23 protein-coding genes are annotated in these 21,409 nt (G+C 48.9%); 2 read left to right on the plus strand and 21 right to left on the minus strand.

Features of this window, described 5'->3' with window-relative positions:
• Window positions 1-163 precede the first annotated feature (163 nt).
• The gene (locus NSQ68_RS23880; protein WP_342427376.1) at window positions 164-1,396 is read left to right on the plus strand and encodes a PHB depolymerase family esterase; all 1,233 of its coding nucleotides are present in this window, start codon (window positions 164-166) and stop codon (window positions 1,394-1,396) included.
• Between the two features lie 220 nt (window positions 1,397-1,616).
• On the opposite strand, the gene NSQ68_RS23885 is transcribed toward NSQ68_RS23880, so the two are convergent.
• The 12 genes from NSQ68_RS23885 to NSQ68_RS23940 all read right to left on the minus strand — a co-directional run bounded on the left by NSQ68_RS23885 (window position 1,617) and on the right by NSQ68_RS23940 (window position 11,120).
• Window positions 1,617-1,724, minus strand: a complete 108-nt coding sequence (locus tag NSQ68_RS23885) for a putative metal homeostasis protein (protein ID WP_307351289.1) — start codon at window positions 1,722-1,724, stop codon at window positions 1,617-1,619.
• Between the two features lie 250 nt (window positions 1,725-1,974).
• A complete protein-coding gene (locus tag NSQ68_RS23890; RefSeq protein WP_342427377.1) occupies window positions 1,975-2,850 on the minus strand; it encodes a cysteine ABC transporter substrate-binding protein in 876 nt (291 codons plus the stop codon).
• A gap of 137 nt (window positions 2,851-2,987) precedes the next feature.
• Entirely contained in the window at window positions 2,988-3,743 is a 756-nt protein-coding gene (locus NSQ68_RS23895) for an amino acid ABC transporter ATP-binding protein (protein WP_307351285.1), read from the minus strand.
• An 18-nt stretch (window positions 3,744-3,761) separates the two neighbouring features.
• Window positions 3,762-4,439 carry an amino acid ABC transporter permease gene (locus NSQ68_RS23900; RefSeq protein WP_029518575.1) on the minus strand — a complete coding sequence of 226 codons (678 nt, stop codon included), beginning with the start codon at window positions 4,437-4,439 and terminating at the stop codon, window positions 3,762-3,764.
• Window positions 4,420-5,085, minus strand: a complete 666-nt coding sequence (locus tag NSQ68_RS23905; RefSeq protein ID WP_342427378.1) for an amino acid ABC transporter permease — start codon at window positions 5,083-5,085, stop codon at window positions 4,420-4,422. Before NSQ68_RS23905 ends, NSQ68_RS23900 begins: the two co-directional genes overlap by 20 nt.
• Before the next feature lie 220 nt (window positions 5,086-5,305).
• Window positions 5,306-6,754, minus strand: coding sequence for a SulP family inorganic anion transporter (locus NSQ68_RS23910; protein WP_342429155.1), 1,449 nt, complete (start codon window positions 6,752-6,754; stop codon window positions 5,306-5,308).
• 288 nt (window positions 6,755-7,042) lie between these two features.
• Complete coding sequence (locus NSQ68_RS23915; RefSeq protein ID WP_342427379.1) at window positions 7,043-7,447, minus strand: PIN domain-containing protein; 405 nt, start codon at window positions 7,445-7,447, stop codon at window positions 7,043-7,045.
• Window positions 7,448-7,687 carry a hypothetical protein gene (locus NSQ68_RS23920; RefSeq protein WP_016822811.1) on the minus strand — a complete coding sequence of 80 codons (240 nt, stop codon included), beginning with the start codon at window positions 7,685-7,687 and terminating at the stop codon, window positions 7,448-7,450. It abuts the gene before it with no gap.
• 64 nt (window positions 7,688-7,751) lie between these two features.
• Window positions 7,752-8,324, minus strand: a complete 573-nt coding sequence (locus tag NSQ68_RS23925) for a hypothetical protein (RefSeq protein WP_342427380.1) — start codon at window positions 8,322-8,324, stop codon at window positions 7,752-7,754.
• A gap of 22 nt (window positions 8,325-8,346) precedes the next feature.
• A complete protein-coding gene (locus NSQ68_RS23930) occupies window positions 8,347-10,017 on the minus strand; it encodes an AarF/ABC1/UbiB kinase family protein (RefSeq protein WP_342427381.1) in 1,671 nt (556 codons plus the stop codon).
• A 1-nt stretch (window position 10,018) separates the two neighbouring features.
• Window positions 10,019-10,378, minus strand: coding sequence for a phasin family protein (locus tag NSQ68_RS23935; protein ID WP_013312404.1), 360 nt, complete (start codon window positions 10,376-10,378; stop codon window positions 10,019-10,021).
• A gap of 103 nt (window positions 10,379-10,481) precedes the next feature.
• A complete protein-coding gene (locus NSQ68_RS23940; protein WP_342427382.1) occupies window positions 10,482-11,120 on the minus strand; it encodes a ThuA domain-containing protein in 639 nt (212 codons plus the stop codon).
• 440 nt (window positions 11,121-11,560) lie between these two features.
• Between NSQ68_RS23940 and NSQ68_RS23945 the strand changes: the two genes are divergently transcribed.
• Window positions 11,561-12,010, plus strand: a complete 450-nt coding sequence (locus NSQ68_RS23945) for an AbrB/MazE/SpoVT family DNA-binding domain-containing protein (protein ID WP_025721620.1) — start codon at window positions 11,561-11,563, stop codon at window positions 12,008-12,010.
• A 135-nt stretch (window positions 12,011-12,145) separates the two neighbouring features.
• Here the strand turns inward: NSQ68_RS23945 and NSQ68_RS23950 are convergent, their stop codons facing one another.
• The 9 genes from NSQ68_RS23950 to NSQ68_RS23990 form a co-directional block, all read right to left on the minus strand.
• The gene (locus NSQ68_RS23950; protein WP_342427383.1) at window positions 12,146-13,603 is read right to left on the minus strand and encodes a cobyrinate a,c-diamide synthase; all 1,458 of its coding nucleotides are present in this window, start codon (window positions 13,601-13,603) and stop codon (window positions 12,146-12,148) included.
• Window positions 13,596-14,684, minus strand: a complete 1,089-nt coding sequence (locus NSQ68_RS23955; protein WP_307351269.1) for a cobalamin biosynthesis protein — start codon at window positions 14,682-14,684, stop codon at window positions 13,596-13,598. The genes NSQ68_RS23950 and NSQ68_RS23955 overlap by 8 nt, the downstream gene beginning before the upstream one ends.
• Complete coding sequence (cobM, locus tag NSQ68_RS23960; protein WP_160788663.1) at window positions 14,677-15,471, minus strand: precorrin-4 C(11)-methyltransferase; 795 nt, start codon at window positions 15,469-15,471, stop codon at window positions 14,677-14,679. The genes NSQ68_RS23955 and cobM overlap by 8 nt, the downstream gene beginning before the upstream one ends.
• Window positions 15,468-16,184: a precorrin-2 C(20)-methyltransferase gene (cobI, locus tag NSQ68_RS23965; RefSeq protein ID WP_340933514.1), complete on the minus strand. Its 717-nt coding sequence runs from the start codon at window positions 16,182-16,184 to the stop codon at window positions 15,468-15,470. Before cobI ends, cobM begins: the two co-directional genes overlap by 4 nt.
• A gap of 31 nt (window positions 16,185-16,215) precedes the next feature.
• On the minus strand, window positions 16,216-17,472 hold the full coding sequence (cbiE, locus tag NSQ68_RS23970; RefSeq protein ID WP_342427384.1) for a precorrin-6y C5,15-methyltransferase (decarboxylating) subunit CbiE: 1,257 nt from the start codon (window positions 17,470-17,472) through the stop codon (window positions 16,216-16,218).
• Window positions 17,465-18,610, minus strand: coding sequence for a cobalt-precorrin-5B (C(1))-methyltransferase (locus NSQ68_RS23975; protein WP_342427385.1), 1,146 nt, complete (start codon window positions 18,608-18,610; stop codon window positions 17,465-17,467). The genes cbiE and NSQ68_RS23975 overlap by 8 nt, the downstream gene beginning before the upstream one ends.
• 74 nt (window positions 18,611-18,684) lie before the next feature.
• The gene (locus tag NSQ68_RS23980) at window positions 18,685-19,329 is read right to left on the minus strand and encodes a precorrin-8X methylmutase (RefSeq protein WP_103047344.1); all 645 of its coding nucleotides are present in this window, start codon (window positions 19,327-19,329) and stop codon (window positions 18,685-18,687) included.
• Window positions 19,330-19,497: 168 nt separating this feature from the next.
• Window positions 19,498-20,277, minus strand: a complete 780-nt coding sequence (gene cobK, locus NSQ68_RS23985; protein ID WP_342427386.1) for a precorrin-6A reductase — start codon at window positions 20,275-20,277, stop codon at window positions 19,498-19,500.
• Window positions 20,274-21,332, minus strand: coding sequence for a sirohydrochlorin chelatase (locus tag NSQ68_RS23990; protein ID WP_342427387.1), 1,059 nt, complete (start codon window positions 21,330-21,332; stop codon window positions 20,274-20,276). The genes cobK and NSQ68_RS23990 overlap by 4 nt, the downstream gene beginning before the upstream one ends.
• Window positions 21,333-21,409 lie beyond the last annotated feature (77 nt).

A 21,409-nucleotide genomic window follows, 5' to 3' on the forward strand; every position in this document is an offset into this window, starting at 1 on the left:
GCTATCCTTCAAGTGGGATTGTTACTGAAAAGGCAAAACCCGAGTACACTTGTGTACCCGGAGTTTGCCTTTTTTTGATTTGTATGAATTCCACAGCATACAATCAACCGTCCCGAACATGTAGTAAGCGCTTTAAAAAATGACACCAAAGGAGATTAAACTCATGCAAAGAAGACGTTTTGCCCTTGTTTTATTATCTTTCGTGTTCCTGCTAACGATCTTTTTCCCATCCTCCAGCTCTGCCGCAGCAGCCGATGTCCCAGCGCCACAGGCTACCCTGCTTACTCAGGTACAGCCTTTGGGCGAGGTCGTATCTGCTGTTGTACTGAAATACAGCACCAATATTGACGGGGCATCCTTAACCACTTCCAGCTTTCAGGTTCAATCTGTACTCAATGATGTATATACAGACAGAACCGTCACCGGTATATATACCAATGATACTGGAGCCATCACCAACCGCAGTACTCATGGTAAATATGTCGTGATTGAGCTGGATACGCAAGATAAAAATGCAAGTACCCTTACTTATGATGCAACAAGCGCAGTTAACCGCATCAACACGTTGAATTATATTATTAGTCAAAAGAAAGATATTGCAACTTCAAAAAAAACAGTCATTCCAGCCTCTGCACAGACTGTAAAAGCAACAGATAAAATTACACCGATCGTGGACGATTTCCAAAAAAACACCTTTGAAAATAAAGAAGGCTTCAAGCTGAACTACTTTACGTTTGAGCCTAAAGTAGAGTCCGGCAAAACCTACCCTCTGGTTGTGTTTCTGCACGGGAACGGCGAACGTGGTGACGGAAATGGAGTAAACTTGCTGGCAAATGCCGGAGCTGTTACTTGGGCTTCTCCTGAGCAGCAAGCCAAACACCCATCCTTCGTAATCGCTCCACAAAGTCCGATTGACCTGGAGCATAAATTCATTTGGGCGGATGAGCCACGCAACAGCGCTGTAGCCGATTTGGTACGTGAAACGGCGTTAAAATACCCGATCGATACCAACCGAATCTATATTGTTGGTATTTCTCAAGGAGCCATGGGTACGTGGAGACTGTTGGAAAAAAATCTTGACTTGTTCGCCGCAGGTGTGCCGATTGCCGGTTTGACCAACTATGAAAAAGCCGTTAACATGTACGCGCCTGTTGAACCTACACACGTCGAGGTATTAAAAAACGTTCCTATTTGGGCCTTCCATGCTGCAGACGACACCACAGTAAGTCCTAAAAACTCGCAAGAAATGGTCGCTGCCATTAAAGCACAAAACGGAAACCTCATTCATTTTACTGAATACGAAGCAGGGATTATCAAACCTACAGGGCACTTCTCCTGGGTTCCGGCTCTGCAAAATCAGGATATGATTGAATGGCTGTTTGCACAAAAGAAATAGTTTCATATTGTGCCACTACGCAGTCGGATAGTGCTTCGCTTGTACAGCACTATTCCGTCTACTCCGTTTTTATGTTCATTTTGAGTTTGGTTTTTTTATTATTCAAAAAAAGGCACCTGCCTTCCTGTGTACTACCATCAGGAAAGCAGGTGCAATATCAAAACGAGGAGACTGAAAAATTTGACACTGGTATCACCATTTGCAGTTGACTTGGAACCTGCTACTTCGCGCGTTTCGCAGCTTTGATCGTTCTCAAAGCTCGTCTGCGAGTTACCTTATTCGGACTCCGAAGCTGTCTTCTGGCAGTAGCCAGATCTGCTTTAGCCATGTGCATATCACCATCCTATTCACTTAGGCTCATATTGGGAGCATGCACCTAAGGACTGTTATGAATGATTATGATTCTCATTATCATTTAGGATTATATAATGAAATCTACTAGCATGCAAGAGCTTTTGTCGGAAGTATGCAATTTTATTAAGGAGTTGCCAAAGACCCCTTTCCCCCATATTAATAAAGAAGCGTTGGGCTTGCAGTCCCAACGCTTCTTTATAGTAAAACAACAACTTATACTATGATTAATCCACTTTGCCGCCCTCTACGACTAACTGATCCGTAAATCCTTCTCCGTAAACGGAGGTCAGTGTGTCCTTGTAGGCTTGATGTACAAAGTTTTCCTTGCCCAGCGTAGCCAGCTCATTGTTGATCCAGTCTAACAACTCCTTATTTCCCTTTGCTACTGCGGGGGCAATCGTATCTTGACCACCAAAGGCTGGAATGCTTACGGTAAAGCCGGGGTTGGCCTTTGCCCAGGCGATCAGCTCAGTATTATCGTTGGCAATCGCGGCGCCGCGTTTGTCTTTGAGGGCTGAGAAAATCTCTGTGTATTGATCGAATTTTAGCAGCTTGATGTCAGGATAATTTTTCGTAAAATAGGTTTCAGCCGTCGTTCCCTTGGCAACAATCAGCTTTTGATCCGAACCCTTCAATTGGTCAATCGTGGTGATTGGAGCGCTATCAGGTGACACAATGCCAAAGGATAATTTCATATACGGATTGGCAAAATCGACTTTTTCTTTACGCTCATCCGTCACCGTAAAGTTAGCCATGATGATATCTACCTTGTTGGATTCCAAATAGGCGACCCGGCTGGCAGCATCCACCAGAACAAATTCCACCTTGGACTCGTCACCCAAGAGATCTTTGGCAAACCGCTTCGCAATATAGACGTCAAAGCCTTGATTTTTCCCTTCTGAATCCACGTAGCCAAAAGGCGGTTTATCTGCAAATACACCGATTCGAATCTTGCCATTCTTTTTAATGTCCTCAATTGAAGCAAATTTAGCCGAGCCTGAACTACCGTTGGTATTACCAGCCCCTGCACATCCCGCCAAACCAACAAGCAGCAAGCTCAAAGCCAGTAATAACGTCGTCAACTTCATTCCTTTTCTCATCTGTATTCCTCCCCCTGTTTGTCAGCATTTTGCATCATTCGGTTTCTTTCGCTTCTGGGTGCAATATAGAGACCAATAGAAACATTTCGATCTCTATATTGTGATTGGAAGTCGCTCATGGGATTGATGCAAAATGCTCATATCGTTTCGTACTGAAATATATCCAGAAAGTGCTGGGCACGCTCTGTTTCCGGTTGGGTAAAAAATTGCTGTGGCGTAGTCATTTCGCATATCTGTCCTTGATCCATAAAAACGATACGATCTCCTACCGACTTGGCAAATCCCATTTCATGCGTCACGATAATCATGGTCATGCCCTGTTGGGCCAGCTCTCGCATGACATCCAGCACCTCTCTGACCATTTCCGGGTCCAAGGATGCGGTGACTTCATCAAAAAGCATAATTTCCGGATTCATACACAGGGCACGCACAATCGCAATCCGTTGCTTTTGCCCACCTGATAATTGTCTCGGATATGCATCTTTGCGATCCAGTAGACCCACTCGCTCCAATAGCTGCTCCGCTTGCTCAAGCGCCTCCTGCTTGTTTCGCCGCTGAACTTTAAGCGGGCCGAGCAATATGTTTTCCAAGACCGTCATATGCGGAAACAGCTCATAGTTTTGGAACACCATTCCGATATGCTGCCGCACCTCACGCCAATTTACTTTCTTATCCGTCAGCTCCTGCCCTCTATAACGGATATTTCCACTCTGGACTGGTTCCAGACCATTGAGACATCGGAGGAGCGTGCTTTTTCCACATCCCGAAGGACCTAGAACGACCACGACTTCCCCCTTCGTTACGTCCAGATTAATCTGTTGTAGTACTTTTCGGTCTTCAAAGCTTTTGTGCAGCCCTCGAATTTCGAGTAAAACCTCAACAGCCTCTCCCATGACCCCCACCCCATCCTGCTAATTTTGCCATCTGCGTTCAAATCTTTTGGAAAGTCTGGATAACGGATAGCATACGAGAAAATACAATATGAAAATAAAGCCGTACACCCAAAAGGATGCCGAAGGCGCTTTGATTACACCAAGCTCAATAATCTGCTGCCCGACCTTGACCACTTCCACTACACCGATCAGCACCACTAATGAAGTGGTTTTGATCATCCGTGTCGCCAGATTAATAGATCCGGGAAGCATTCGGCGCACCGCCTGGGGAATGAGTACATGGCGGTACAACTGCCCATATGTCAGTCCCAGTGCCTGCCCGGATTCCACCTGATGCTTGGGCAGTGATTCCAATGCACCCCGAACAAGGTCTCCAATCTCTGCTGCTCCCCACAGGCTGAATACAATAATTGCTGTCAATTCTCCGCTGATATTCACATTCAACAAAGGAGTAAATCCAAAATATACGACATACAACCACACCAAAATCGGAATAATGCGGAATGTCTCCAAATATAATCTCAGCACAAACCGAATCGGTCTTGATTGTAAGGTGCGCAGCAATCCCATCAGAATGCCTAATAGAGTACCGATAATAATGGAAAGTAATGCAATCTCCAGCGTAACGAGCAATCCCCCTAACAGACGCTCAAAATTCGAACCCTCAAAAAGCACATTAATCCCCGAATTCAGCATATCGCACCTTCCTTTCCACCCACGTCAGCAGTATCGACAAAGGTAAAAGCAGGACGAGATATGCCAATACCAGCAGAATTAGCGATTCTGTCGTTTTGTAGTACATGCCGATCAGGTCTTTTGCCACATTCATCAGATCTAATAAAGCAATGGCGCCAACAATGGAAGTCTCCTTGAGCAGAAAAATCGCATTCGCTCCCAGAGACGGAACACTGATGGCAAAAGCCTGTGGCAAAATAACATATCTCGCCAGTTGTATCTTGGACAGTCCGAGACTCAGCCCGGATTCCGTTTGCGTTTTACTTACGGCTTCGATTCCACCACGAAACGCCTCAGCCATATAACCCCCGCCCAAAAAGGTCATGCCCACAATGGCACACGTCATTTCGCTCATATGCAGACCTATTTTGGTAAACCCGTAATACAGAAAATATAACTGTACAAGCAGCGGCGTATTTCGTGAAAGCTCAATATAGGCAACAATGATGCCGCTAATTCCCTTCACCTTGTAATACAGTACTATACTGCATAGCAAACCGACGACTAGTGAAAACAGAATAGCAAAAAAGGCAATCTTCAACGTCAGCCACATGGCTTCTCCATATAGCGGCAAGCTCTCTACAATAAAGTCCCAGTCTAAGTTCATATGTGCATACCTTTCAATTTTCAATTATTCCTATGTATTTGCTCTGCTTAATAAGAATGATTGTATTCCTGCCCAATTATTACGTCAATACTTTGATGAAAATTTGTCATATTTATCTATGGTTTAGGAAAGAAAAGTGTTGTTTTATTTCAGAAATAAATAAAAAAAGCTTGAAATGAATAAATTTCATTTCAAGCTTTGATTTATGCTATACGATTCATCACACAAGTGGCTCTGTAACTACAGGACCGCCGAGTTTCTCTACAATTAAACGGCTTTCCTCATTTAACCCTTGTAGGGTAATAGTTTTACCTGAGTTTCTGTATTTTTGCAGCACCTTACCAATAGCAGTAACCGCCGAGTGATCCCAAACATGCGAATGGCTAAAATCCACTACAACGCGGTCCGGATCATCCGTAGGTTCAAAATGATCAACGAAATGAGACGTTGAGGCGAAAAACATCGGCCCCCTGACATGGTACACCTTTTCTTCATGATCCTCAGTCGTACTGATGCGGATTTTAGCCATTTTCCAGCCAAAATGCAGAGCACTTAGCAGTACGCCCACGATTACGCCCTTGGACAAATCATGCGTAGCCACCACGATGATCACCGTGACCACCATAATTAACGTATCTGCTTTTGGAACCTTGGCAATGTTTCGCAGCGATTTCCAATCCACGGTTCCGATACACACCATGAACATGACACCCACCAATGCGCCCATGGGCACTTCCTTTACAACACCGCCAAGCACAAGCAGCAGAAAAGCCAAGAACACTCCAGCCGTGAAAGTGGACAGACGTCCTCTTCCGCCTGAGCTTACATTAATGACGGATTGTCCGATCATGGCACAACCACCCATACCCCCAAAAAAGCCATTTACAAAGTTGGCAATCCCTTGCCCACGGGCTTCCCGGTTTTTATTGCTTTTCGTTTCGGTCATTTCATCCAAAATGCTGGCTGTCAGCAGCGATTCCAGCAGTCCAACCAGTGCCATCGTAAAGGAATACGGCAGCAAAATCCGCAAAGTATGCCACGACCACTCAATTTGCGGCAAATGGAATGAAGGCAGCGAACTGGTTAGCGTCCCGATATCTCCTACCGTTTTCACATTCAATCCAAATACATACGTAATGATCGTCATGATGATGATTGCCGTCAATGGAGCGGGGATGCTTTTCACAAATCTCGGTAAAATATACACAATGAGCAGCGTCCCCGCTACCATCGCGTACATGATCCAATTGGCTCCATGAAAATGAGTAAGCTGAGCCATAAAGACGAGGATCGCCAACGCATTCACAAACCCGGTCATGACTGGCTGTGAAATAAAGCTTATAAAGCGACCTATTTTCAAAACACCCAGCAGCACTTGAATGATTCCTGCCAAAATGGTAGCTGCAAATAGATATTCCACGCCATGATCCTTCACCAGACCAACGACCAGTACAGCAACGGCCCCGGTTGCTGCCGAAATCATCGCCGGACGTCCACCTGCAAAAGAGATGACAATAGCCATCGAGATGGAGGCGTACAGTCCGACCATGGGATTGACCCCCGCAATGATCGAGAAGGCAATCGCCTCGGGAATTAATGCTAGCGCCACGGTCATGCCCGCAAGTATATCGGCCCGGATATTACCGAACCATTGTTGTCTAAGATTCATACTGTCTCGTTCCAGCCTCCTATATTTACAGAGAGTAGCGTGTTGACTCGCAACCCGTGTGGTTACGGGCATCCGTCCAGCCGCCAATCGCCAAGGCTCTCCTATCATTCAGCTCGTCTCTCTCAAACGACCCGGTCCGTTACATTCAGTCCATCATTATAACGTAAGGGGTTCGCAGAGACGAATGAGTTAAAAGGCTGTTTATAGAAAGAAATCATCTATTCCCTTGGAATATCGCTCATTTTCTTTATCTTATTCGTTTTCTTATATTTAAAATTTTCGCAATTCCTAAGATTCTAACCTGCTAAAGTTGATCACCTTAACTTCATACTCAGACTCCACGAACTGTAAATCTTGATCCGCCGTAACCAGTACCAATTGGTTTATAATAGCTGTCGCAAGAATCAATGCATCTGGGGTCTTGAGCTTTCTTGCAAACTTATCTTTTTGTTCTCTTCTGATACGCCCCGCTTTAACTGCGATCTCTGAATTAACTGCAATAAATTCCCCGCCAAGAAAAGGTATCGAATCTAAGTCAGTATCAGTGGGCAACCCGGCTATAAACTCGGACTGAGTTATAACAGAAAAGAAAATATTCTCTTTATCTTTCTCAGCTTGTCGTATTACTCTATCCAAAGATGAGTCAAGTCTATGAAGGGCAATAGCTGCATTCGTATCAAATAGATACCCCATCTAATCCCAATCCTCTCTGGATTGTTTAACACTCTCTTCGATCTCAAGTAATTGCTCCTTACTTAGACTGCCTCGAGAATTTAAAACAGCTTGCAACCCTTTTGGTAACGGGGACTCTAAATCAATAACCTCAGTTTCCCCCTGTTTATTTTCTATAGTAACTTTTGATGGTTCAAACCCAATATCACGAAGGAGACTTAGGAGACGTATTCGATGTATATCAGTTAATTTTTTTGCCACTAAAATCACTCCTTAGCAAAAGATTAGTTTCCGGTCATAGCTCGTTTGATTCGTTTTCTTATATTTAAAATTTTCGCAATTCCTGTACAAGCTCCGATAAAGCTTCAGCAATCTCCGAGTCTGCATGGTGCTGGAGTAAACTTTCAAAGTCAGGCAGTGCTTGCTTCAATAATCGATAGCTATAGTCATAATAACTCCAAAAAGCTACCGGATCATAACCACGTGCTTCTTCCTCTTCCCATTCCAGTTCATCTTCTTCTGGATCGCTGTCTGCCGGCCATAGATATTTTTCGTCCAGCAGCATGGTTAGGGAGTCAACAGACTTCTGTGAATCCTCTTGTGCATTTTCCATGTCCAATGCTCCAACAACCGCATGGTACAGTTCCAACTCATTCAGCGTGATATTATCCGAATTTCTCGTATGCAAATTACGCAATAAGAAAAGTAACACCCATGGCGTAACCTGCCACAGTGTGCCTTGATGCTCTATCAGATCAGCAATGGCTGCGTACTCCCCATTGGATATCAATTGTGGCAACTCCGTGCCTCTACCATAAGGAGTAGTCAGGCGGTGCCAAGGCACATCTGCAATTTGGAGACCATCCATTAGGGCAGTGTTCATCTTATGAGTATCCATAACTCTCCTTTCTGGTCGGTATCTAAAACCTTCCCGATTTAAAAATGGAATACAGTAAAAAGGCAACCATTAAGAGAGCGACAACAAAGCCGATTTCAATAGCAGGTACGTTCCACAGCATGGTCGCCTGATGATTCAGCGATGAACCGATAATCAGTCCGACCATAATAATGCTGAACGCTAACAGTACGATACTGAATGACAGGCGGTTGCTGATCTGATCCAGCCTGCGCAGAAGCATTTCCAGCTCCGGCACAGTAACCTCCAGCTTAAGCTTGCCCTTGCCGATAATCGAGGCTAAATGCCTCGCCTGTCCTGGCAGTTCCATCAGCGCCTCCACCAGCTCAGTCGCACCACCCAGCAGCTTGCCTCGGATACGACGACCGCTGAAGCGTTCCTTTAGTAGCTTGTTACCAAAGGGTTCAGCCAAAGCGATAATACTGAGGTCGGGGTCCAGATGCTCCACGACCCCCTCCAGTGTCAGCAACGCCTTGCCTAGCAACAGGACGTCCGAAGGCAAACCAATCCGATGGCGCTGCGCTGCGCCAAACAGGTCGTTCAAAGCATCACCAATACTGACCTGTGAAAAAGGAACGTCTGAGTAATCTTCGCGTATCTTGTCCAGATCGGCACGCAGCGCATTCAGGTCGGTGTCCGGTTCGACCAGACCCAAACGTTCGATAGACCGAACCATGGCATCGGTATTTTTACGCATCAGGGCAATAATGAGGGAAGCGAGATGATTCTTCATCTCTTCGCTCAGCCTTCCCGTCATGCCAAAGTCCAAATAAGCGAGACTGCCATTTTTCAGAACGAGTAAATTCCCCGGATGGGGATCGGCATGAAAAAATCCCTCTATAAAAATTTGATGCAACATGCTGTTCACCAGCCGCTGCGCCAGTTCTTTCAAGTTATATCCACGGCGTAATAGCTCTTCACGACTACCCAAGTGAGTTCCGTCTAGAAACTCCATGGTCAGTATACGGGAAGAGGTATGATCCCAGTATATTTTCGGAATATAGATATGTGGGTCCTGCTCAAATTGGAGCGCAATCTTCTCTGTATTACGGGCTTCGTGGTTGTAATCCAGCTCCTGAATGAGCGATCTCCCTAGCTCCTCTACCATCTGGCGAAGCTGATACCGCTCTACCCATTCCCAGCGCTTGGCTGCCATAGCGGTTAGTTCCCGCAAAATGTCCAAATCTCGCCGAATGATGCGATTAACGCCAGGACGCTGGATTTTAATGGCGACCATTTCGCCGCTGTGCAGCTTGCCTAAATGCACTTGCCCGATCGAAGCAGCGGCCAGCGGAACATCGTCAAAACGAACCAGTATGTCCTCTAATGACGTGTCCAGCTCCTGCTCCAGAATGCCACGCGCCGTTTCAGATGAAAACGGCGGTACCTGATCCTGAAGCTTAACCAGCTCACGGATAATAGGCTCCGGCAGCAGGTCAGCACGTGTGCTTGCCAACTGTCCAAGCTTGATGAATGCAGGCCCCAGATCCTCCAGCACAAGTCGAATCCGTTCACCTAGCGTTTTGGACTCGGGAGTTTCTCTCGTCAGCCACTTGCGAGGCAATGACAGCAGCTGGAACAGCCCCATTTCTTCCACCATATAGCCAAAGCCATGACGCGCCAGCGCCATGGCAATTTCCCGGTAACGACCGGCGTGCTTCATACGAACCGCCATTTTAATCCAGCCGGTTCGCTTCTTCAGCGTCGCTCGAACCCGTAAGCGCCGCCTTTTCTTTTTCCAGCTCCGCTACCTGTTTTTCCAACAATGCTACACGCTGCTCCAAACTTGTAACATCATTTTCGGTAGGTACTTCCAGCTCCTGCAAAATGCGGCTAACCTGTTCGCGGATCACTGTTTTGAATTGTCCCTGTTCCTCTGCCCCTCGTTCGATCAGACGATCGACCAATGCTTTGGATTCCGAAGGCGCAAGTTCTCCCCGGTTTACAAGATCCTCGACGGCTTTCTCCACCTTTTCTTTGCTGACAACGGTGAGGCCCCACCCCAATGAGATGGCTTTTTTGAACAAATCGCTCATAATATATCCTCCCCTACCTGTGATTACCTACTAGTATAACCTGAAAAGGGGAGCCGCATAAAGCTCGCAGCTCCCCTTCCTCAATGAATGGAATGATCTATGTTTAACCTGGAAAGCGTCCAGCCCACTTAGCGGCCTGAAGCAGCAGCTTGCGGTATCCCTCGTGCTGGAAGCTTGGCTGATTATGTCCAGGCATCAAATAGACGACCCGACCCAAGCCATAGGACAGTGACCATGCCGCCGGCCACCACTGGCCCTCTTGTTCATATTCCATCAGTAGTGTTTTTTCAGTGAATGGATCAAAATCAAAACGATATGGCTCCTCTTGCATCTCGAACGGCTCGATTCCTTCCATAATCGGATGATCCGGCTCCGTTACTTTGAAGGAAAGTGGACCCGCAGCCGGATGCCGCAGGAAACGTGCCCCCATTAGTTGTGCAATCTCATACCGTCCTTGCAATGTAATACCGTTATGCAGCACAAGCAATCCACCCCCGCCGCTAACATAGGACAGCAGTCCTGCTGTTTGTTGAGGAGACAGAACCTCCTTACGGCTATCACAATACGAGATGCATAGATCGAATGAGGCTAGATTTTCCTTGAGCAGCATTTTACGATTCTCACTGCATTGTACCGTCATCCAATCCTGTAAAATATGGCTAATCTCTTCGTCCACCCCTTGCAGCGGGTGAAACTCCGGATACGAATAATCTCCTAACAACAATGCTTTTCTTTTTTCCATGATAAATCCTCCTTGCCTGACTTGTATATAAGGACTTTAAAGGCGGGGTCCGTGTCATTCATTCTTGTTTGTGGGGTCAAAACGCTCAGAAAATTCTGTTTGGCCCTCATTCATTTCCCATAACACCGCCATCATTGTCCGAGCTACGGCATATATAAATAATTCTACAGACGGCCTATTAAATCCTTTAGCAGAAGATTATAGCATATATGTTCGCTCGGAATAAACTTATTAAAACTTATTCAAAATTTATAAATCTGAACGATGGCGATTCGGCCTCTTTATGGTATACTCGTAAGAAAAAAAGTGCGTCCATGCTTGATTAACAATGAAGGGCCGCTTTTTTGTAAGAAACTTATGCTTGCGGTTATAGAATTGATAAGAATTGCCTCAAACCTTATACATTCTATAAATCTTAAAAAACCGGGGAGGTTGCATGAATGAAAAGGACTGGAATGACCCGGCCCTTGGACAGCTTGGGGCGAATTGTGCTTCCTAAAGAGTTGCGCATGACGATGGAGATTGACATCGGCGATCCATTAGAGTTTTTTATTGAAGACCAGACACTCATGCTCCGTAAGTACAAATCAACCAACTGTATATTTTGCGGTGCGGTTGATACTAACACCTATTTTAAAGATCAGTTTATCTGCGATGAATGTGCGGCCTCGATGAAAACGGAAGATTTAGTTCCGGTCACAGCGACTGAAACCCATTCACCCCCACTTAAGCAAAATATGCATATGAAAAAAATTTACCAGCGCACAGACGTTATTTTGGAGAAAATGAGAGAGCTTATGGAAGAACACCCAGCATCTTCACAAAAACAACTCGCCTCCATGCTTGGCGTGAGTCAGGGAAGGATTTCCCAGCTGAAAAAGCTCATGTAAGCGTACCACCAAAAAAGTAATGTATACGCTTCCATACCATGTAAGGTTTAAATCTATTGAAATTTAGAAAAGCCGGACCCTTTCAGGGAATCGGCTTCTTTTCGTTTATATGAAATGGTGGACTCGTTTGCAAAACTATTGACTGTAAGCCCGGCATTGTTCCACCCAGCGTGCTGCCGCTTTGGGAAGAGAAGCGAGATGAACATGCGTGTAGGCTGCCAAAAGATTCCCTTTCGCATAGCCCTCGCTCTGGAGACCACGCATTCCCTTGGTTTGATAGGCGTAGGAGTAGGGGGCGGATGATTCGTCATAGTGCATGACAGAATAATGAAATTCATGTCCCCGAATTGTCTCTCCAGCCTCCAGCAGTAAGCAATCCTGCAAAGCGGTTGCTTCACGGTATCCCAGTGCGGCCCGTTTCTCCTGCATGCGGACGTCCGACGGAATAACTCCGGCCATGTGATGGGCATTCCCCATACGATCCGTAAGAGTCCGTGCCAGTACCATATAACCGCCGCATTCGGCGAATACGGGCATATCCCGGCTCACCGCGTTGCGGATATCTTCCAAAAAAACCGTATTTGCAGCGATATCTGCGGCAAACTCTTCAGGGAACCCGCCGCCCAGGTATAGGCCGCTTGCCTGCTCAGGTACGCGTTCTCCCGCCAGCGGACTGAAATAGACAATCTCTGCTCCCGCCTGACGCAGCAAATCCATATTTTCCGGGTAGTAAAAATTGAACGCCGCATCTCTGGCGACGGCGATGACAGGACGTCCCCCGGTATCAGCTTCATGCCCTGCTGATGGAAGCCAATCCGGGGGAAATAACGGTTGTGCGGGCAGAGACAACGGCGGAGCCGAATCCGCCAATGCCCGCAGTGCATCCAGATCCGTACCCGCACGGATCAGCTCTGCCGCCCGTTGGAAAAGCGGCTCTAGCTCGCCGCGTTCCACAGCGGGTACTAAACCCAGATGACGCTCGGGAATATCCAGCCCGTCATCACGCTTTAACCAGCCGAGCACAGGGATGCCGCACTCCTGCTCGATCGCCTTTTTGACGATGCCATAGTGCCCTTGGCTGCCGCAGCGATTCACAATTACGCCCACAATGCGTAGCTTGGGCTCCAAGCGCTGAAAGCCAAGCACAATAGCAGCGGCGCTTCGTGCCATACTGCGCACGTCGACCACCAGCAATACAGGGCTGTCCGTCAGCATGGCGATTTCAGCGGTCGAGCCGGTATTGCTGAGCGGGTCCTTGCCGTCATACAGCCCCATGACGCCTTCAATCACGGAAATATCCGCGCCTTCGGAAGCACGGATAAAGGTTTCACGCACCGTATCCGGTGAGGTCATCCAGGAATCGAGATTACGGGAAGGCGTTCCGGTCGCGGCCGTATGATAGGTCGGATCAATATAATCCGGCCCGCACTTAAAACCTTGCACTCGCAGGCCGCTGTCGGCGAACGCCTTCATCAGCCCGAGGGTAACAGTCGTTTTGCCTGCGCCGCTGCCCGTGCCAGCAACAACAATACGGCTTCTGCGCGTAGCGGCAGATGGATCAGACTGTACAGCCTGCTTCATGATGTCAGTCATAGGAAACCCGCGCTACAGACAAGGTCATATTGCCGCTTTTTTTCTTCTCCAGCAGCCAATGGTCTGCACCAGAAGACAACAAGGCTGAGGGTTCGCTGACCCCATATGCGCCAGTGTATTTGAAGACGGTTTCCGATGGATTGGGAAGCTGCACCGTATTCAGCTCTGACGGGGTGTACGTCACCAGCTCCCAGCCGTATTTGGCGCAAAGGGCAAGCAAGCCCTCTTCGTCCTTTTTCAGATCAATGGTGGCAATATTCCGTACGCTTTTCACAGACAAACGCAGCTCTTGCAAGGTGTCCAGCACACCCGCCTCCAGCTCCTCCAATGCAGTCCCACGGTTGCAGCCGATGCCAAGCACCAAGCTTTTCGGACGGTACAGCACGCCATTAGAAAGAAGCTGCTCTTCTTCCTCCGGCTCCAATAAACGGTCACTCACGACCAACGCGGCGTTAAACGGTTCTTGTAATGCTTCTGCCGTCGAAGCATATACCTTGATATGCCCAGGTACAGGCTTGTCATAACGCCACCAGTTCCGTTCGCCTGTCTCTTGTATAAGCGCAACAGGCTCCTCGTTCACAACAGCAGCGCTCACAGGAGTGGCCTTGTCGAAGCTATCAACCACCCAACCCAATTCCCGACCCAACATGTCCACCGGAATCGTGCCCTGCACGTCAGATGCAGTTGTGATTACCGCACGTGCGCCTAATACAGCCGCCACATGGCGGGTCAATTCATTGGCGCCACCCAAATGGCCAGACAATACGCTAATGACATGCTCGCCGCGATCATCAATGACAACTACCGCGGGGTCTACCTTTTTATCCACCAAAATCGGCGCAATCATACGAACCACTGCACCGAGAGATATAAACAAAATTATACCGTTATATTGTTTAAATAAATCCGGCAAAATCAGCTTGACCGATCCTTCGAACAACTGAATGCCACGCTCCTGCTCGTCGCCACGCTCAAACTTGGACATATAATACACATCCGTGCCCGGAAAGTTGGCTCCCAAATTGCGGACCATTTCCACTCCATGCTTCGTGATCGCCACAGCGGCAAATGGATTACTCACCGGGCTTCACTCCCTTCCGGTAGCCATGGGTGAACGACTTATCATACAGCTTGGAACGATGCGCGTCCTTGTCCACCAGCTCTGGGTCGAGCGCCCAGCCAGCCAAAATCATGGCATGCATCGTTATGCCTGCTGCACGCAAATCGGCGGGTAATTGAGCAAGCGTCGTGCGCACGATCTTTTGATCCGGCCAGGTCGCGCGCTGTACAACCGCTACAGGCGTGTCCTCGCTCCAGCCTGCCGCCAGAAACTCAACGACCACCTTCTTCGCCAGCGTTGCGCTGAGGAATAAAGCCACTGTGCAGTGATGAGAAGCCAGATCACGCAGCTTTTCCCGATCCGGTACAGGTGTACGGCCTTCAGCACGCGTCAGAATGACGGTCTGTGTCAGGTCAGGCACAGTTAGCTCTGCACCCAGCACGGCCGCAGAAGCAAAGACCGAGCTGACGCCCGGCACGATTTCGTAGGCTACTCCACGCTGCTTCAGCAACACCATCTGTTCCAAAATGGCTCCGTACACTGCCGGATCGCCTGTATGTACGCGAGCTACACTGCGTCCAGCCTGCACAGCCTCGCTCATAATCTCAACCTGCCGCTCCAGATCCATGCCTGAGCTTTGCAGTACCTGCGCCTCTGGTTTGGCCGTGGCAATCAACTCGTCGTTCACGAGTGAATCCGTGTACAATACCACATCGGCCGTGCGTAGAATCCGGGAACCTTTGACCGTAATCAGCTCCGGATCGCCGGGACCTGCTCCTACGATGTATACTTTGGGCTCCAACGTCATTTGCTCACCACCATTAAACTCAAATATTCAAGCTCCTGTCCGCGCAGCTCACGTGCGTTGCGCCATACCATTTCATAAGGAGAAGTGACCTTGGTAATGACTGATGCACAGTCCCCAAGATTGAGTTCATCCAGCACATCCAAAATCAAATCCAGCACCTTGGCAACCTTGATAAACACGACCGTATCGTGATTTTCAATCGCCCGCTTCATCGCTTCCCGATCATCCGTAGCCGGAATAATACCGACCTGCTGATCTCCGTCTGCCAAAGGCAACTCCAACGCTGCCGCCGCGCCCAGCACGGATGAAATCCCTGGGATAGATACAATCGGCACCTCGGGATGGAGATCCTTCATGAGTCGTGCCAAGTGAATAAAGGTACTGTACAGATTAGGGTCTCCCTCTGTGACAAAGGCTACATCCTTGCCTTGACTCAGTGCCTCCCAGCAAGCAACTACCGTTTTGTTCCACTCACGCTCCAGTACAACCGGGTCCTTGGTCATTGGAAAAATGAGTCCCAGCATCTCCTTTTCCTCCGGGTTGACGTACAACTCCACGATCTCGTGAGCATACGATTTGCCCCCCCGGCGTTTCTTCGGATAAGCCACAACTGCACATTCCTGAATCATGCGATACGCCTTGACTGTAATCAGCTCGGGATCACCCGGCCCCACGCCTACGCCGTAAAGTGTTCCTGTTGCCGCCGTATTCATGCTGTCTCTCTCCCCCTCTTGAATTACCAGCTTACTCCCCTGCTACTTCATCAGCCACGTCCACCGACGGCTGTCCTTTAATAACATATATCGGATTGAGTCCGTCAAAACGCGTCATATTCAAAATCGGCTTGCTGCGCGCTGTTTGCAATAACGTCACCGAAGTATCGAGTCCTGCTGTTTGCATCGCCTTCATACCGTCATGTAGCGTCTCAATCGTTGCAGCATTCACTACAATTCGTCCATCCTTACGCAGACGGGAAGCGCACAGACGAATCAGCTCGGACAATTCTCCCCCGCTCCCACCGATAAACACCGCATCCGGGTCTGGCAGCTCGTCCAATCCGGCAGGCGCTTTAGCATGAATAACGGGGAAATCGGTGCGGAATTTGATCTTGTTCGCTTCGACATTAGCCAGGTCGCCTTCGTTCTTCTCAATGGCAAATACTTGCCCATACTTGGCCAGCCGCGCACACTCCACCGCTACAGAGCCGGAGCCTGCGCCGATATCCCATACGATGCTTCGCTCTGTCAGACGCAGCTCGGACAAGCTGAATACGCGCACTTCACGCTTCGTAATCAACCCTTTTTCCGGCTTGCGCTGGTGAAATTCTGCATCCTCGAAGCCAAATCCCCGCCGAATTGCAGGCACGTTTTCACCCTTACGACGGCGCAAAATAACCACATTCAATGGTTGGAACGTTCTCTGCGCCATCTCTTCCAGCGTATAATGCTGATACACCTCATCCGGTCCGCCCAAATGCTCGCCGACAAAGGCATCATATTCCGTCATGCCATAATGCAGCAGATAGGCAGCGACTGCGCCGGGATGATTCCGGTCGTCCGTCAACAGCGCGACCTTGTTCTGTCCGTCAATCCGCTGCGCCAATCCGATCATCGGACGACCGTGTACGCTTTCCAGCACCGCATCCTGCCAGCTTTCACCGAGACGCGCAAACGCCAGCTGAACCGAGCTGAGATGCGGCATAATATCCAGATGTTCCGCACCAAGCTTGGCGGATAAGTATCCTGCGATTCCAAAAAAAAGCGGATCGCCTGACGCAAGCACGACAATATCCTTGTCCTCACGCAACCGTCCTAATTCTTCCACAACCGCGGATAAGCCACTCTTTAATGTTCGTTTTTCCCCTGCGGCTGCCTTGAAAAATCCTAGCTGGCGTTCTCCACCAACCAGCAGGTCCGCACGCTCAATGTGCTCCAATGTTTCCTGCGACAGACCTGCCGCTCCATTTTCACCGATACCAATGACACGAATCACTTTACTCACCGACTCTCGCCCTCCCCAGCACGTTCCCTTTCAGCGTTATCAGTACCATTTCCACAACGATTCCACCACCTGCATGCTCCAGACAATGCTGACATCCATAGGTACACAGCTTTTCAAAAAAGCTCAGCGCATTCGCTTCGGTCATCATATCCGCCACCTGCGTAGCTGTATTTGCCTCTGCCACTGCCGCTGCAAGCGACTCGTCCACCCCCGCTTCACGCGCGACCTCAGCCAAAAAGCCAAAATCCACCGGAGCGCTCTTGGAGTGAACCATCATGATACCTTGAGCAACCTTGGACAGCTTACCGGGCATACCGACGAGAATAATCTTTTTCATTCCCAGCCGTTTCCCATGCTTTATAGCAAAGCCAACAAAGTCCCCCATCTGAATAAAGGCCTCTTCCGTCAGCTGATCATACATTTGCATGGCGTATTTTTCACTGCTGCCGCCTGTGGTCAGGACTATTTCCTGGCAGTTCATCGCTTGCGCAACTGATATGGCCTGCACGACACTAGCTTTATAAGCTGACGTGGAAAACGGAACGACCACACCACGCGTGCCTAGTATGGAAATACCGCCAAGAATGCCAAGCCGCCCGTTCAGCGTTTTCTTGGCAATTTCTTCACCGTCCGGTACGCTGATGACGACACGGACACCTTTGGCCGATCCATGCTCCTCGAGCACGCCTGAGACGGCCTCCGTAATCATCCGGCGCGGCACCGGATTAATCGCTGCTTCTCCGACAGGCACAGGCAGACCGGGCTTCGTTACCCGCCCCACGCCGATGCCACCGTCTAGTTCAATGCCCGGCTCCTCGCGCCAGCTAACGGACGCGATAATTCTCGCCTGATGCGTGGCGTCTGGGTCATCCCCACCGTCCTTGATCGTCGTGCAGGAAGCTTCGTCCGCGTCCAACACAGGCTCAATCAGCTCAAACGCATGATCAAAGCCTGCGGGCAGCGATATCACTGCTTCCTTCGGCGGAATGCCCGTGATGAGCAATTGTACCGCTCCTTTGGCCACTGCAGCCGCACAAGCTCCAGTCGTAAAGCCTGACCGCATTGGCTTGTCCGGTGCGGGAGCTTCACCGCTTTTCATCCGTTTGGGCCTGTCGACGGACGCCGCTTCCTTTTCCATGCCAATTCCTCCTTAACCTCTTCTGCTGATCATGCTCCAATTCATTTCATGATACAGCAAACGGACAACCGCATCTAGCGGACAGCCATTAAGGAGATCGCATTCAATGCTGCTACGACAATTGTACTGCCGCCCTTGCGTCCAATATTCGTAATGAACGGAATATCCAGCTTGCGCAGCTCGTCCTTGGATTCTGCCGCCGATACGAAGCCTACGGGCATGCCAATCACCAGTCCGGGCTTAGCCGCTCCTTCTTTCACCAGACGAATCAGCTCCAGCAACGCTGTCGGCGCATTACCAATCGCATAGATGCCACCTTCGCCCGCCTGAATCGCTTTGCGCATCGAAATAATGGCGCGTGTCGTATTCAGCCTTTTCGCTTCTTCCATGACGTCCGGGTCAGATATGTACACATGCACATCCCCGCCAAATTGACGGATACGATCCTTGCTCAGCCCCGCTTGAATCATTTGCACATCCGCCACTACCTGCTGTCCTGCGCGAATAGCTGCAACCCCGGCTTCAATCGCTTTTGGATGAAACACCATACTGCGGCCCAGCTCAAAATCAGCAGATGCATGAATGACACGTTGTACAACGGGATATTGCTCTGCTGTAAAAGGATGCTCTCCCAATTCTTCAGTGATCATCTCGAAGCTTTTGCCTTCAATCTCCTGCGGCTGTACCGTTAGCGGTTTAAATTCTGTTTTGAAATCCATGGTAGACCACTCCCTTATGGAAAATTAGAAAATAGTTTAGGAAAATGACAATTCATTGCTACTAAATCATGGATACCTCTAAAAAACACCTGTTTTAAGATGACTATATTTTAAATACATGCCAGAAGTCGTTCCTGATTAACTGGACTCGCAAGGGCAAGACTCAACTCAAATTGAAGTTTTCTCTTTTGCTGTGCGCAGTGCGTTGATGACTCCGTCAAAATGATCAAATACTGTGCCAAATTCCACTTCCGGCCTGGAAATCAAAAGTACGTGAATCCCCAGCTCCAATGCAGATTGAACCTTTTCATCCACTGCTCCCGTGCGTCCGCTTTCCTTGGTGACCATCACGTTCGTGCCATAGTGCTTGTACAATGCTTCGTTCATCTCGCGGGAAAAGGGTCCCTGCATGGCAATAATATTTTTTTGCTCCATGCCCAGTTCGCCGCATTTCTCCATATTGTCCAGGCGCGGCAGCATGCGTATAACCAGACGAATCTCCGGGTCTCCGAGCAAATGCTTGGTGAACGTGCCGAGCGTCTTACTACCCGTCGTAAGCATTACAGAGCCTTTGATTTGCTTCGCTTGTAATGCGGCCTCCTCATAGGAGGGCACAATGTGGAGCAACGGATGATTGTCATATACAAGTCCTGTCCGCTCATAGCGAATATAAGGAACCCCGGACTCGCGAGCGGCTGTCATCGCATTCGTATGTGCTTCTTCCGCAAAAGGATGACTGGCATCAACAACAGCCTGTATTCCCTGCTTCCGAATCATTGCAGCCATTTCATCGGCTGTCATTCGGCCTGTACGTACGTCTAGTCCCGCTTCAGACAAGCTGGCTGCCGCGCTTTCGGTTACGACTGAGGTCAATACGCTGAAGCCATTGTCACGGATTTGCAGCGCCAATTCCCGAGCGTCGCTCGTTCCGCATAGCATGAATATCATGAGCCCTTCACCTGCCCGCTTCCATTCACTACAGATGGCGTATGTGAATGCTCGTGATGGTGATCATGGTCATCATGGCTGTGAGCATGGACATGCTCATGAGTGTGATCGTGGCTGTGTGTATGGTGATCATGATGGTCGTGCTCATGTGCATGATGGTGGTGGTGATGTTCATGTTCATGATGATGATCGTGGTCATGGTGGTGATGATGGTGATGCTCCTGCGCCTCCAGACGGAACTGGCAGTTATCACAATTGGCTGTAACCTTGCCGAACAAACCTTCCTTAGCTCGCTCCAGCACCAGTTCAATCAATTGGGGATGGAAACCAAAATATCCGCCCATCTCCACTTGTAATGCAGGGTGAGCCTCGGCAAATTCCTGGGTCATTTCTCCGATGCGCTTAATCAGCACACCCGTGAACAGAAAATAGGGAAGCACGATAATCTTTTTGGCACCCAATCGTACACAACGCTCCAATCCATCGGGAAAGAATGGCTGCGTCACACCGATAAAGCTGCTCTCTACCCATGTATAAGGAAGCTTCTCCCACAGCATACGGGTGATTTTGAAAAAGTCACTGTTCGCATCTGGATCGCTACTTCCGCGTCCTAATACAAGTACCGCCGTTTCTTCGTCAGATACCTCGACAGATGCCTCTACAGCGCTATTCATCCCCGCTGGAACTGCAACCGGACGGGCCTCTTTCAAGCGGCTTAGCAGAATGCTGACGATTTTCTCGTGAACACCAATCGGACGTCCGTATACAAATTCCACCTGCGGATATTTCGCCTTTGCCCGGTCAATAGCCATCGGAATATCAATTTTGGCATGTACCGCTGCGAACAAGATAATCGGAATAAGAACGACACGTGTCGCCCCTTTCTCCACACAAGTTTGCATCCCATCAGCAATGCTGGGACGTGCCAACTCCAAGAAACAGGTTTCCACGCACATTTCCGGTACCCGATCTGCCACTGCCTGTGCAAATTCCAGCAGTTCCTGGTTCCCCTCCGGGTCCCGACTTCCATGTCCAACCAACAATATTGCATCCACTACTATTTTTTCCTCCTCTTTAATAGGGATAGCGCCTGCATGACGCCCTATTATATATATGCTTGTATCCAGTTCAT

The sequence above is a fragment of the Paenibacillus sp. FSL L8-0158 genome (assembly GCF_038592965.1).
Taxonomy (GTDB): Bacteria; Bacillota; Bacilli; order Paenibacillales; family Paenibacillaceae; genus Paenibacillus; species Paenibacillus polymyxa_D.